The sequence below is a fragment of the Cupriavidus neocaledonicus genome, assembly GCF_000372525.1.
Lineage (GTDB): Bacteria > Pseudomonadota > Gammaproteobacteria > Burkholderiales > Burkholderiaceae > Cupriavidus > Cupriavidus neocaledonicus.
Window position 1 is genome coordinate 16,369 of record NZ_AQUR01000073.1, and the last position, 13,850, is coordinate 30,218.

Below are 13,850 nucleotides of genomic sequence, written 5' to 3' on the forward strand. Positions count from 1 at the left end.
AGAGGTCGCCTGCGATGCGCTATCCCCACCTGTTCAAACCCCTGCAGCTCAACCAGCTGACGCTGCGCAACCGGATCGTCAGCACCGCGCACGCCGAGGTGTACGCCGAACCGGACGGCCTGCCGGGCGACCGCTACCTGCGCTACTACGAAGAAAAGGCGAAGGGCGGCGTCGGCCTGGCGATCTGCGGCGGCTCCAGCCCGGTATCGATCGACAGCCCCCAGGGCTGGTGGAAGTCGGTCAACCTGGCCACGGACAGGATCGTCGAGCCGCTGTCCCGGCTGGCGGAGACCATGCACCGGCACGGCGCGAAGATCATGATCCAGGCCACCCACATGGGGCGCCGCTCGGCGTTCCACGGCGAGCACTGGCCGCACCTGATGTCGCCGTCGGGCGTGCGCGAGCCGGTGCACCGCGGCAACGCCAAGATCATCGAGGTGGAGGAAATCCGCCGCATCATCGCCGACTTCGCCGCGGCGGCAAAGCGCGTCAAGGATGCCGGCATGGACGGCATCGAGATCTCGGCCGCGCACCAGCACCTGATCGACCAGTTCTGGAGCCCGCGCACCAACTTCCGCACCGACGAATGGGGCGGCAGCCTGCACAACCGCCTGCGCTTCGGTGTCGAGGTGCTGCAGGCGGTGCGCGAGGCGGTCGGCAAGGATTTCTGCGTCGGCCTGCGCATGTGCGGCGACGAGTTCCACGAGGACGGGCTCGATCACCAGCAGCTCAAGGAGATTGCCCAGGCCATGTCGGAGTCAGGGCTGATCGACTACCTCGGCGTGATCGGCTCGGGCGCGGACACGCACAACACGCTGGCCAACTGCATGCCGCCGATGGCGCTGCCGCCGGAGCCGTTCGTGCACCTGGCCGCGGGGATCAAGTCGGTGGTCAAGATCCCGGTGATGCACGCGCAGAGCGTCCGCGACGCGGGGCAGGCCGAGCGGCTGCTGGCAAGCGGCATGGTCGACCTGGTCGGCATGACGCGCGCCCAGATGGCCGACCCGCACATGGTCATCAAGATCCGCGACGGCCGCGAGGACGAGATCAAGCAATGCGTCGGCGCGAACTACTGCATCGACCGCCAGTACAACGGCCTCGACGTGCTATGCGTGCAGAATGCCGCGACCTCGCGCGAGGCCACCATGCCCCACGTGATCGAGAAATCGCGCGGGCCGAAACGCAAGGTGGTGGTGGTCGGCGCGGGCCCGGCAGGCCTGGAGGCGGCGCGGGTGGCGCGCGCGCGCGGCCATGACGTGGTGCTGTTCGAGAAGCATGCCGAGGTTGGCGGGCAGATCATGCTGGCGTCGAAGGCGCCGCAGCGCGAGCAGATGGCCGGCATCGTGCGCTGGTTCGACATGGAAACCAGGCGCCTCGGCGTCGAGCGCCGCCTGGGCGTGGAGGCCGATGCGAAGATGATCATGGCCGAGCAGCCGGACATCATCGTGCTGGCCACGGGCGGCCGCGCCTTCTCCGACCAGGTGCCCGCGTGGGGTGTCGCAGCAGGACTGGCGGTGAGCTCGTGGGAGGTGCTGTCCGGGCGCGTCGAGGCGAAGCAGAACGTGCTGGTCTACGACGGCGTCAGCACCCATGCCGGCGCCGGCGTTGCCGACTACCTGGCCAGCCGCGGCGCCAAGGTCGAGATCGTCACGCCGGACGTGAAGGTCGCCGACGACTGCGGCGGCACCACCTTCCCGATCTTCTACCGGCGCCTGTATGCGCAGGGCGTGATCCATACGCCCAACTACTGGCTCGACCGTGTCTACGAGGAGGACGGCAAGAAGATCGCGGTGCTGCGCAACGAGTATACGGAGGAACTCGAGGAGCGCGCGGTCGACCAGGTCGTGATCGAGAACGGCTCGACGCCGAACGACGCGCTCTACTGGAAGCTCAAGCCGGAATCGCTCAACCGCGGCCAGGTCGACGTGCACAAGCTGTTTGCCGCCGAGCCGCAGCCGTGCCTGTCGGAGACGCTCGGCAACGGCCGCTTCCTGCTGTTCCGCGTTGGCGACTGCATCTCGATGCACAACATCCACGGCGCGATCTACGACGCGCTGCGCCTCGTCAAGGACTTCTGACCATGCATCCATCCTTGCTGATTACCGTCCTGCTCTGGCTGTCGGTGGCGGGGCTGGCCTTTGCGCTGCTGCGGCGCGCGTCGTACTGGCGCGTGGGGCGCGCGGCCGCGCCCGGCTCGGCCAGCCTCGCCAACCTGTTCGCCATCCCCAGGCGCTATTTCGTCGACCTGCACCATGTGGTGGCGCGCGATCCGTATATCGCCAGGACGCACGTGGCCACGGCGGGCGGGGCGATCGCCGCGCTGGCACTGGTGTTCGTCAACTACGGCCTGGCGATCTACTCGCCATGGCTCGACAAGCTGATCCTGGTCGCGGCGCTGGCGATGCTGGTCGGCGCGGTGTTCGTCTGGCGCCGGCGCAAGGCGAAGGATGTGCCGGCGCGCCTGTCGAAGGGGCCGTGGAATACGCTGCCCTGGCTGCTCGGCGCGTTCGCGCTCGGCCTGGCGCTGTACACGGTGGTGCCCGCCGGGGTCATGTCGGGCGCGTTCGCAGTGCTGTGCGCCGCGCTGATCGGCATCGGCGCGTTCGCGATGACGGTCGGCGCCGCCACCGGCGGACCGATGAAGCATGCGATGGCGGGCCTGCTGCACCTGGCCTTTCACCCGCGCCAGGAGCGCTTCGCGGCGACGCCGGACTCCTATACCGGCAGCGGCACCGCCACGCCGCCGACCGCGCTCAGGCTGGCCGATATCGAGCACAAGGAATACGGCGTCGCCAAACCGGTCGAGTTCCGCTGGAACCAGCTGCTGAGCTTCGACGCCTGCGTGCAGTGCGGCAAATGCGAGGCGGCGTGTCCCGCCTTCGCCTCGGGCCAGCCGCTGAACCCGAAGAAGCTGATCCAGGACCTGGTGGTCGGCATGGCGGGCGGCACCGATGCCGCCTATGCCGGCAGCCCGACGCCGGGGATTCCGGTCGGCCGGCACCGCGGCGAACCCAACGGGTCGATCGTGTCGGGCCTGATCGAGGCACAGACCCTGTGGTCGTGCACCACCTGCCGCGCCTGCGTGCAGGAATGCCCGATGCTGATCGAGCACGTCGATGCGATCGTCGACATGCGCCGCAACCAGACGCTGGTGCACGGCACCGTGCCGGGCAAGGGCGCCGAGGTGCTGGCTAACCTGCGCGAGACCGGCACCATGGGCGGCTATGACAAGGCAGCCCGCTACGACTGGTCGGTGGACCTGAACGCGCCCGTGGCGCGGCCCGGCAAGGCGGTCGACGTGCTGGTGGTGGCCGGCGAGGGCGGTTTCGACATGCGCTACCAGCGCACCCTGCGCGCGCTGGTCAAGGTGCTGAACAAGGCCGGCGTCGACTACGCGGTGCTGGGCGAGGTCGAGACCGACACCGGCGATGTCGCGCGCCGGCTCGGCGACGAGGCCACCTTCCGGCAGCTGGCCAAACACCTGATCGGTACGCTCGGCACGCTGTCGTTCAGGCAGATCGTGACCGCGGACCCGCACGTGATGCATAGCCTGCGCAACGAATACCGTGCGCTGGGGCTGCGTGTCACGGTCAAGCATCACACCTCCTATATGGCCGAGCTCGCGGCGAGCGGACTGATCGCTCCCAGGGCAGTCGAAGCCCTGCGCGACAAGCGCACCACGTATCACGATCCGTGCTACCTGGGCCGCTACAACGGCGAGACCGAGGCGCCGCGCAAGCTGCTCAAGACCATCGGCATCCACGTGGTCGAGATGGAACGCCACGGCATGCGCGGCCGCTGCTGCGGCGGTGGCGGCGGGGCGCCGCTGACCGACATCCCGGGCAAGCAGCGCATTCCCGATATCCGCATCGCCGACGCGCGCGCGGTGGGTGCGGAAGTGGTCGCGGTCGGATGTCCCAACTGCACCGCGATGCTCGAGGGCGTGGTCGGTCCGCGGCCGGACGTGCTCGACGTGGCTGAACTGGTTGCCGCTTCGCTGGAGTGAACCGATGGACAAGATCAAACGTATCGATCCGCGCCGGCCGTTCATCATCACCGCGGCGGGACTCAGGCGCATCACGCTGGGCGAAACCGGCAGCGCCGACGCGCACGCGGCGCACTGGCCCGCGCACGGCCATGGGGCGGCGGCAAAGCCTCGGCGCATGGTAAGCGACCCGCGCCACGTGATGCTGGTGGCCGCGCACAGCGAGCGCGGCGCGCTCGATGACCATGCGCGCCAGGCGGTTGCCGCGGCGGCATTGCTGGCCGACGCGCAGACCGAGGTGGCGCTGCTGGTGTTCGGCGAGATGAAGGACGATGCCGCGGAGCTGGGCGCCGACAAGCTGATCGCGCTGCCCGAGTTCGACCGCCGCACCTTCGCCCCCGAGGCGGAACTGCGCGCGCTGCAGGCCTGCGCCACCGCGCTGTCGGCCAGGCATGTCTTCATGCCCGACAATGCAGCCGCCGACGGCGACCTCGGCCGGCGCTATGCCGCGGCCGCGGCCGGGGCCAGCGTGGCGACCCATGTGGTCGAGATCGATGCGCGCCACGTCGCCACGTATGCGCACGCCAGGCGTTCGTTCGCGACCCGTGCGCTGCCCGACGTGATCCTGCTGGCGCCGGGCGCGGTCGACGCGAAGCTGCCGTTCACCGGCGCCGGCGAGCGGCTCTCGCCCGACTTCCTGTGCGCGAGGGGAAGCAGCACGCACCCGTACCGCGATCTCGGCATCGAGGAGATCGATGCCGCCCGGGTCGCGCTCGAGGAGGCGGACTTCATCGTCGCGGCCGGCAACGGCGTGGCCGACATCGGTGCCTTCGAGCAGCTCGCGGGGGCGTTCGGCGCGGCCATCGCCGCCAGCCGGGTCGCCGTGGACAACGGGCATTTCAGCCGCGACAAGCAGGTCGGCGCCACCGGCAAGACTGTCGAGGCGAGCGTCTATATCGCCTTCGGCATCTCGGGGGCGGTACAGCACCTGCAGGGCATCAAGGACTGCCGCCACGTGATCGCCGTCAACGTCGACGCCAGCGCGCCGATCGCCAGGCGCGCCAACCTGACCATCGTCGGCGACGCGCGCGAAACCATCGCCGAACTGATCGCGCTGGTGCAGGCGGCACGCCCCGCGCGCGGCCAGCCGGCCCCGGCGCGCCCCAGGGAACTTGCAGGAGTCGCAGCATGATCGCCCCCCGACAACTGAAGCGCATCGCGGTGCTGGTCTCCATTGGCCGTCATCCGGTCAGCGGCGCGCCGCGCTACAGCCGCAACGACGCCGCCGCGCTGGAGCTCGGGCGCGACCTCGCCGCCAGGCACGGCGCACAGCTCGCCGTGCTGCACGCGGGCGATGCCGCGGAGCCCGCACTGGCCGACTACCTGGCGCTCGGCGCCGGCGAGGTCGAGGTACTGGCGTGCGGCGCCGGCGACGACCCGGCGCGCGTGCTGGCCGCGCAAGTGGAGTCTTGCGACCTGGTGCTGACCGGCACCCGCGCCGAGGGCGCCTACGACACCGGCATGCTGCCGTACCGCCTTGCCGCGGTGCTTGGCCGGCCGCTGGTCGGCGCCGCCGTCGATATCGACATCGAGGGCGGACGCGTTGCCGTGCGGCAGTTCCTGCCCAAGGGCCTGCGCCGGCGCGTCGATGCGGCGCTGCCCGCGGTGGTGGCGGTGCACCCGCTGGCGAACGCGCAGCCGCGCTATGCCTACGCCCGCCTGCGCGACGGCACCATCCGCACCACCCCGGCCGGCCACCACGCCTGCCACGCCGATCCCGACGCCGCCGCCTGGGCGCTGGGCGCTGTCGAGCGCAAGCCGGCCAGGCTGGCGGCGGCCGAGAAGCGCTCCGGCCACGCCCGCATGCTGTCCGCGACCACCACCGAGAGCCGCGGCGGCAAGGTCGTAAACGGTGGGACTTCGGTCGAAAAAGCACAAGTCATCCTCGCGTATTTACGCGAGCATCAACTCATCGATTACTGACATTGCCGGCCTGTCGGCAAACAACCAGGGACGCAGGGAATCCGGAGCAAACGATGAACGTATCGGCAGACATTCGCGCGCTGGTGCAGCGGCGCAAGGCGGGCCACAGCCTCGAGGCGCCTTTCTACCTGAGCGACGAGATCTTCGCGCTCGACATGGAAGCCATCTTCCGCCAGCACTGGATCCAGGTGGCGGTCGAACCAGACGTACCCGAGCCGGGCGACTACGTCACGGTCGAGCTGGGCCAGGACTCGATCCTGATCGTGCGCGACGACGACATGCAGGTGCGCGCCTACCACAACGTGTGCCGCCACCGCGGCGCGCGCCTGTGCAACGAGGACAAGGGCACGGTGGGCAACATCGTGTGCCCGTACCACAGCTGGACCTACAACCTGAGCGGCGAGCTGATGTTCGCCGAGCACATGGGCGAGAAGTTCGACCGCTGCAAGCACAGCCTGAAGTCGGTCCACGTCGAGAACCTGGCCGGGCTGATCTTCATCTGCCTGGCCAAGGAGCCGCCCGACTTCGCGGCGATGCGCGCCGCCATGGAGCCGTACCTGCTGCCGCATGACCTGCCTAACACCAAGGTCGCCGCGCAGGTCGACATCGTCGAGCAGGGCAACTGGAAGCTGACGATGGAGAACAACCGCGAGTGCTACCACTGCGTCGCCAACCATCCGGAGCTGACCATTTCGCTGTACGAGTACGGCTTCGGTTACCAGCGCTCGCCCGCCAATGCCGAGGGCATGGAGGCGTTCGAGCGCACCTGCCGCACGCGCGCCGAGCAATGGGAGGCGATGAAGCTGCCGTCGGCCGAGATCGAGCGGCTGCTGGAGACCACCGGCTTCCGTACCCAGCGCCTGCCGCTGGACCGCAGCGGCGAGTCGCAGACGCTGGACGCAAAGGTGGCCTCGAAGAAGCTGCTGGGCCGGTTCGAGCAGGCCGACCTGGGTGGACTGTCGTTCTGGACCCAGCCCAACTCGTGGCATCACTTCATGAGCGACCACATCGTCACGTTCTCGGTGATCCCGCTGTCGGCCGGCGAGACCCTGGTGCGCACCAAATGGCTGGTGCACAAGGACGCGCGCGAGGGCGTCGACTACGACGTGAAGAACCTGACCGCGGTCTGGAACGCGACCAACGACCAGGACCGCGCGCTGGTCGAGTACTCGCAGCGCGGCGCAGGCAGCAGCGCCTACGAGCCCGGCCCGTACTCGCCCTTCACGGAAGGCCTGGTCGAGAAGTTCTCGGCCTGGTACGTGCGCCGGCTCGCCGAGCAGATCGGGGCCTGAGCGCAAGGAGGGGAGTCGACATGATGCGCGATGCGGTGCAGTTTGAATCGGCAGACAGCCGGGTGACACGGCCGTCGTTCTGGAACGCGCTTCCGGAGCGCTGGACCAGCGACGCGGAAGAGACGCTGGTGTGCTGCCACGTGCGGCAGGAAACCCACGACGTAAAGAGCTTTTTCTTCCGTTCGCCGCTGGGGCGCGCCTTTGTGTTCGAGCCCGGGCAGTTCGTCACGCTGGAGCTCGATATCGACGGCGAGACCATCAACCGCTGCTACACGATCTCGTCGTCGCCGGCGCGGCCGCACACGGTCTCGATCACGGTCAAGCGCGTGCCGGGTGGCAAGGTGTCGAACTGGCTGCACGACACCATGAAGCCGGGCACGCCCGTGCGCATGCTGGGACCGGCCGGCGAGTTCACCTGTGCCAGGCATCCGGCACACAAGTATCTGTTCCTGTCCGCCGGCTCGGGCATCACGCCGCTGATGTCGATGAGCCGCGCGCACCACGACCTGGCCGAGGACCGCGACATCGTCTTCGTGCACAGCGCGCGCACGCCCGACGACATCATCTTCGCGCGCGAGCTGGACCTGATCGCGTCGAACCACAGCAACTTCCGCACCGCGTTCGTGTGCGAGCGGGTCGGCACGCGCACCAACTGGCCAGGCATCACCGGTTTCCTGTCGCTGCCGCTGCTGAAGCTGGTCGCGCCGGACTTCATGGAGCGCGAGATCTTCACCTGCGGGCCCGCCCCGTACATGCAAGCGGTGCGCGCGCTGCTCGACGAAGCCGGCTTCGATCGCAGGCGCTACCACGAGGAGAGCTTCTCGTTCGAGACCCTGAACGCGGAGCCCGACGCCGCCACGGCGGTGGAGGATGGCGCGCCGGTGCCCGGCGGCCCGCCGGACGCCGCGCAGTTCAACATCAGCTTTGCCAGAAGCGCCCGGGAGATCGCCTGCGGCGCGGCGCAGAACGTGCTCGACGCGGCGCGCCAGGCGGGCGTGCGGCTGGCGGCGTCGTGCACCCAGGGCATGTGCGGCACCTGCAAGGTGAAGCTGCTCAGCGGCCAGGTCGAGATGAAGCACAACGGCGGCATCCGCCAGCGCGAGATCGACCAGGGCATGGTGCTGTTGTGCTGCAGCAAGCCGCTATCGGACCTTGTGATCGACAAGTGAGGCAAGGGTTGGGCGAGGTCCGGCGCGCACGGCGCCCGGCGCTTCGCATTCGGAAGGGGAGCGCCTCGGCGCCGATGACAGGAGGGTAAACATGAAAATTCTCGCCAAACTATTCTTCACCAGCGCCGCGTCGGTGATGCTGACATGGAGCGCCCTCGCGCTCGGGGACACCAGGCCCACGCTGAAGATCGGCTATGTCGAGGGCTGGGACGACAGCGTCGCCACCACCAACGTGGCCGCGCGCATCATCGAGAAGAAGCTGGGATATCCGGTGCAACTGGTGCCGGTCGCTGCGGGCGTGATGTGGCAGGGCGTGGCGCGCGGCGACCTCGACGCGACGCTGTCGGCCTGGCTGCCGGTGACGCAGGGCGCGTACTGGGAGCAGTTCAAGGGCAAAGTCGTCAACCTGGGCCCCAACTTCACCGACGCCAGGATCGGCCTGATCGTGCCGGCATCGGTCAGCGCGAAGAGCATCGAAGAACTCAACGCGCAGAAGGCCGCGTTCGAAGGCCGCATCGTCGGCATCGACGCCGGCGCGGGCGTGATGCGCAAGGCGTCGGAGGCGATCAAGAGCTATGGCCTGAGCTATACGCTGATGCCGAGTTCGGGCAGCGCGATGACGGTGGAGCTGGCGCGCTCGATGAACACCAACAAGCCGGTGATCGTGACCGGATGGGCGCCACACTGGATGTTCGCCAAGTGGAAGCTGCGCTTCCTCGACGATCCCAAGAAGGTGTTCGGCGAGTCCGAGCACGTCGACAACGTCGTCAACCCGGGCCTGGAGAAGAAGGCGCAGCCGGTGGTGGCCTTCCTGAAGAAGTTCCAGTGGAAGCCGGGCGAGATCGACAGCGTGATGCTGGCGATCCAGAACGGTACCAAGCCGGAAGCCGCCGCCGACGCCTGGATCGCCGCGCATGGGGACCGCGTCAGCGCGTGGCTGGAGAACACGCAGTAGTTACGGCTGCCCACGCTGGCGGCAGGAACGCGGGCCACGATCGTTATGCGATCGTGGCCCGTTTGGTTGTGCTTACTGGAATACGACCGTGCGGTCGCCGTTCAGGAACACGCGCCGCTCGATAAACGCCTTGACCGCGCGCGCGAGGGTGATGCATTCCACATCGCGGCCGACCGCGAGCAGCTGTTCCGGCCGGTACGAATGATCGACGCGCTCGACCGCCTGCTCGATGATCGGGCCTTCGTCGAGGTCGTCGGTGACGAAGTGCGCGGTCGCGCCGATCAGCTTGACGCCGCGCGCATGCGCCTGGTGATAGGGCCTGGCACCCTTGAAGCCGGGCAGGAACGAATGGTGGATATTGATCGCGCGGTTGGCCAGCCTGGCGCTGGTGGCGGCCGAGAGCACCTGCATGTAGCGGGCCAGGATCACCAGCTCCGCGCCGCTCGACTCGAACAGGTCGAGCCAGCGCGCTTCCTGCTCGGCCTTGGTCTCGGGCGTGATCGGGAAGTGCCGGAACGGCAGCCCGTGCTGGTGCGCCAGCGCCTCCAGGTCGGCGTGGTTGGAGGCGATGCCGACGATATCCATCTTCAGTTCGCCCATGCGCCAGCGGAACAGCAGGTCCGCCAGGCAATGCTCGAGCTTCGACACCAAGATCAGCACGCGGGGACGGGCGTGCGCATCGTGGATGGCCCACTTCATGCCGTAGCCCTGCGCGATCGGCGTGAATTCCTGGCGCAGCCGGCCGATATCCAGCGCCTGCGCGTCGGTCGGATGGAACACGCAACGCAGGAAGAAGCGGTTGCTCAGGTCATCGTCGAAGACGGTCAGGGCGTCGATATAGCAGCGATGGCGCTCGAGCAGGCCGACGGTGGCGGCCACCTGGCCGGGAGCGCTCGGGCACGACAGCGTCAGGATGTGCTGCGGTGAAGGAGACTGCGCGTTCATGCGATTCCTCTGTGGGTTGACTGGCCGCGGACGCGCCTCGTGCGCGCACATGCCATGCGCCAAGTAGATCAGCCCAGGCGAGCACCGGCTAGAACCGAAGCGCCGCGTGGCTGGTATCGGCGCGCCACGCCGCGCATGGCGCCGCGCCGCGCCCGCCGGCCGGCCGGCTGGCGCCGTTTGTGGATAGTCGCCGTCAAATTTTCCGTGCCGGATTGCGGTTGTCGCATTTGCGCAAGCGCTTGTCGGAATTCGTCGGCAGGGCAGGGCGTTTCTTGGCAACCATGTAGGGAATCGCGCGCAGATCGCGATGCGACGACAAGGTTTGCCCAGGCATTCCACGGAGGAGGGTAGTAACGCGCCGCCAGCGCTTTCCCGGGATCGACGGAAAGGTTGGCATGCCATATGACGAGTGAGTCCCGCAGGACCAGGAGAGGTTTCGATGGATAGTCCCAAGGTCGTGGTCGAAGGTCTGTGCAAGGTTTTTGGCAGCAATCCCAGGCAGGCCCTCGACATGCTCGCCGCCGGTGCGACGAAGGATGACGTGTTCCGGCGCACCGGCCATGTGGTCGGCGTGCACGACGTGTCGTTCGACGTGAAGGAAGGCGAAATTTTCGTGCTGATGGGCCTGTCGGGCTCCGGCAAGTCGACGCTGATCCGCCTGGTCAACCGCCTGGTCGAACCGACCGCCGGCAAGGTGCTGATCGGCGGGCGTGACGTGGCAGCGGTGAGCCGGGGCGAGCTGATCGCGCTGCGCCGCAAGGACATGAGCATGGTGTTCCAGTCGTTCGCGCTGATGCCGCAGCGCACGGTGCTGTCCAATGCGGCATTCGGCCTCGAGGTCGCGGGCGTCGGCAGGCAAGAGCGCGAGCGCCGCGCCATGGAAGTGCTGGAGCAGGTCGGCCTGGCGACGTTCGCGCAGAAGCTGCCGCGCGAGCTCTCCGGCGGCATGCAGCAGCGGGTGGGGCTGGCGCGCGCGCTGGCGGTCAATCCGTCGCTGATGATCATGGACGAGGCCTTTTCGGCGCTCGACCCGCTCAAGCGCAAGGAAATGCAGAACGTGCTGCTGCAGCTGCAGAAGGAGCACCGCCGCACCATCATGTTCGTCTCGCACGACCTGGAGGAGGCGCTGCGCATCGGCAGCCGGATCGCGATCATGGAGGGCGGCCGCCTGGTCCAGGTCGGCACGCCGCACGAGATCATCGCCAACCCGGCCGACAACTACGTCCGCACCTTCTTCGACGGCATCGACACCAGCCGCTACCTGACCGCCGGCGACCTGATGCAGACCAACGCCGTGCCCACGCTGTCGCAGCTCGACGCCGCCAACATCGCCGCAACGCTGAACGGCAGCGAGGCCTACGCCTTCGTACTGGATGCGCAGCGCAAGCTGCGTGGCTTCGTCACGCGCGACGCTGCGCACAGCGTGCGTCCCGTGGAAAGCATCCGGCTCAGCGCGTCGCTCGACCACGTCGTCGAGCGCGTGGTGGCGAATCCGAATGCGCTGCCGGTCGTCGACGACGACGGCTGCTATTGCGGCTCGGTCAGCCGCGCCGTCATCCTGAAAGCCATCACGCGCTCGCGAGGTAACCATGTCTGAACTCCTGCCCGTCGGCCGCTGGGTCGACCAATCCGTCCATTACCTGCTCGACCACGACGCCGCCACCTTCGACGCCATCGGCCGCGCCATCGGCGGCCTCGCGGAACTGATCGAGCGCGGCCTGCAAGCCGTGCCGATGTGGCTGATGATGGCGATCTTCATCGGCATCGGGCTGTGGCGCGTGGGCTGGCGCTTCGCGCTCTTCACCGCGGTATCGCTGTTCGTCATCTTCGCGACCGGCTTCTGGGACCAGACCATCATCACGCTGGGGCTGACGCTGTCGTCGACCATCATCAGCCTGCTGCTCGGGGTGCCGCTCGGCATCTGGGCGGCACGGAACCGGCTGGTCGCCGCCGCCGTGCGCCCGGTGCTCGACCTGATGCAGACCATGCCCGCGTTCGTTTACCTGATTCCGGCCGCGATGCTGTTCGGCCTGGGCCGCGTGCCCGGCATCCTGGCAACGGTGATCTTCGCCATGCCGCCCGCCGTGCGGCTGACCTGCCTGGGCATCCGGCAGGTCAACATGGAGATCGTCGAAGCCGGCCACGCCTTCGGCTGCACGCCGTGGCAGCTGCTGTACAAGGTGCAGTTCCCGAATGCGCTGCCGTCGATCATGCAGGGGGTGAACCAGACCATCATGATGGCCTTGTCGATGGTTATCATCGCCTCGATGGTCGGCGCCGGCGGCCTGGGCAACGAGGTGCTTGCCAGCATCCAGCGGCTCGATATCGGCCTGGGCTTCGAAAGCGGTCTCTCGGTGGTGCTGCTGGCGATCATGCTCGATCGCATCACCGAGAGCTTCGGTCGGGCGCCGGGCGAGGCGAAGGCGCCGCTGTTTTCGGGGCTCAGGCAATTGTTCGGCGCCAAGGCCACCACGGCGCAAGCCTGATCCGCCAGCAACCAGGACATCCAACTCGGGGGCGTTGCAGCCGTGCCAACCGACAGCACTTCCGCGCCGGCCGCGGCGCTGGCGCCGCTCGCGCATTTCGGCTTCCTGACACTGCCGGACTTCTCGATGATCGCGTTTTCCAGTGCGGTCGAAGTGCTGCGCATGGCGAACTACCTGGGGCGTGCCGAGCATTACACATGGTCGATCTATTCGCCCGACGGCGAACCGGTGCGGGCCAGCAACGGCATCGTGGTCCGGCCTACCGGTGCCCTCGACGCCGCCGCGCTGCCGGACGTCTTGATCGTCTGCGGCGGCGTCCGCATCCGCGATGCCGTCGACGAGCGCCTGCGCGCCATGCTGGCAAGGCTGGCCGCGCTGGCGATGCCGCTGGGCGCGATCTGCACCGGCGCCTACGCGCTGATGGCGAGCGCGCTGCTGGACGGCTACCGCTGCGCGGTGCATTGGGAAAGCCGGGCGTCGCTGCATGAGGAGTTTCCGCGGGTGCATTTCGCCGACGAGCTGTTTGTGATCGACCGCGACCGGCTGACCTGCACGGGCGGCACGGCACCCATCGACATGATGCTGCATCTCGTCGGCCAGCGCTTCGGCCGGCAGCTGGCCGCGCAGGTTTCCGAGCAGTTCATACTGGAGCGCATACGCGGCAGCACCGATGCGCAGCCGGTCCCGGTCAATGCGCGCGTCGGCCTGTCGCGGGCAGAGCTGGTCGAGGTGGTGCGGCTGATGGAGGCGAATATCGAGGAACCGCTGTCGCTCGACGAGCTGGCGCGGCTGGTGCGGCTGTCGCAGCGGCACCTGCAGCGCATGTTCAAGTTCTATCTGAACGTGTCGCCGACCCATTATTATCTGACCCTGCGCCTGAAGCGCGCGCGCGACATGCTGCGCACCACCAATGCGTCGATCGCACAGGTGACGGCGGTCTGCGGCTTTCAGTCGCCATGCCATTTCAGCAAGGCATACCGGGCGCAGTTCGGCCATGCGCCCAGCCACGAGCGGCGGCAGGCGGGATAATTTCAC

Annotated in this window: 10 protein-coding genes and 1 pseudogene; 10 read left to right on the forward strand and 1 reads right to left on the reverse strand. The window is 68.3% G+C overall.

From position 1 onward, the window contains the following. Positions 1 to 14: 14 nt before the first annotated feature. From A3AG_RS0104210 to A3AG_RS0104240, 7 genes are all read left to right on the forward strand, one after another. On the forward strand, positions 15 to 2,078 hold the full coding sequence (locus A3AG_RS0104210) for an NADH:flavin oxidoreductase (protein WP_018004216.1): 2,064 nt from the start codon (positions 15 to 17) through the stop codon (positions 2,076 to 2,078). Positions 2,079 to 2,080: 2 nt separating this feature from the next. Then, complete coding sequence (locus tag A3AG_RS0104215) at positions 2,081 to 4,006, forward strand: (Fe-S)-binding protein (RefSeq protein WP_026163927.1); 1,926 nt, start codon at positions 2,081 to 2,083, stop codon at positions 4,004 to 4,006. Between the two features lie 4 nt (positions 4,007 to 4,010). Further along, positions 4,011 to 5,177, forward strand: a complete 1,167-nt coding sequence (locus A3AG_RS0104220) for an electron transfer flavoprotein subunit alpha/FixB family protein (RefSeq protein ID WP_018004218.1) — start codon at positions 4,011 to 4,013, stop codon at positions 5,175 to 5,177. Beyond that, on the forward strand, positions 5,174 to 5,968 hold the full coding sequence (locus A3AG_RS0104225) for a drug:proton antiporter (protein ID WP_018004219.1): 795 nt from the start codon (positions 5,174 to 5,176) through the stop codon (positions 5,966 to 5,968). Before A3AG_RS0104220 ends, A3AG_RS0104225 begins: the two co-directional genes overlap by 4 nt. Before the next feature lie 53 nt (positions 5,969 to 6,021). After that, the gene (locus A3AG_RS0104230) at positions 6,022 to 7,260 is read left to right on the forward strand and encodes an aromatic ring-hydroxylating oxygenase subunit alpha (RefSeq protein WP_018004220.1); all 1,239 of its coding nucleotides are present in this window, start codon (positions 6,022 to 6,024) and stop codon (positions 7,258 to 7,260) included. 20 nt (positions 7,261 to 7,280) lie between these two features. Next, on the forward strand, positions 7,281 to 8,429 hold the full coding sequence (locus A3AG_RS0104235) for an FAD-binding oxidoreductase (RefSeq protein WP_018004221.1): 1,149 nt from the start codon (positions 7,281 to 7,283) through the stop codon (positions 8,427 to 8,429). Between the two features lie 91 nt (positions 8,430 to 8,520). Further along, a complete protein-coding gene (locus A3AG_RS0104240; protein WP_018004222.1) occupies positions 8,521 to 9,384 on the forward strand; it encodes a glycine betaine ABC transporter substrate-binding protein in 864 nt (287 codons plus the stop codon). 72 nt (positions 9,385 to 9,456) lie between these two features. On the opposite strand, the gene purU is transcribed toward A3AG_RS0104240, so the two are convergent. Continuing rightward, positions 9,457 to 10,329 carry a formyltetrahydrofolate deformylase gene (gene purU, locus A3AG_RS0104245; RefSeq protein WP_018004223.1) on the reverse strand — a complete coding sequence of 291 codons (873 nt, stop codon included), beginning with the start codon at positions 10,327 to 10,329 and terminating at the stop codon, positions 9,457 to 9,459. Between the two features lie 415 nt (positions 10,330 to 10,744). Between purU and A3AG_RS0104250 the strand changes: the two are divergent. The 3 genes and pseudogenes from A3AG_RS0104250 to A3AG_RS0104260 all read left to right on the forward strand — a co-directional run. Next, positions 10,745 to 11,926 (forward strand): annotated as a pseudogene (locus A3AG_RS0104250) (quaternary amine ABC transporter ATP-binding protein); the annotation flags it as partial. Further along, on the forward strand, positions 11,919 to 12,815 hold the full coding sequence (gene choW, locus A3AG_RS0104255; RefSeq protein WP_018004225.1) for a choline ABC transporter permease subunit: 897 nt from the start codon (positions 11,919 to 11,921) through the stop codon (positions 12,813 to 12,815). The pseudogene A3AG_RS0104250 and the gene choW, both read left to right, overlap by 8 nt. Positions 12,816 to 12,857: 42 nt before the next feature. Further along, on the forward strand, positions 12,858 to 13,844 hold the full coding sequence (locus tag A3AG_RS0104260) for a GlxA family transcriptional regulator (protein ID WP_018004226.1): 987 nt from the start codon (positions 12,858 to 12,860) through the stop codon (positions 13,842 to 13,844). Positions 13,845 to 13,850 lie beyond the last annotated feature (6 nt).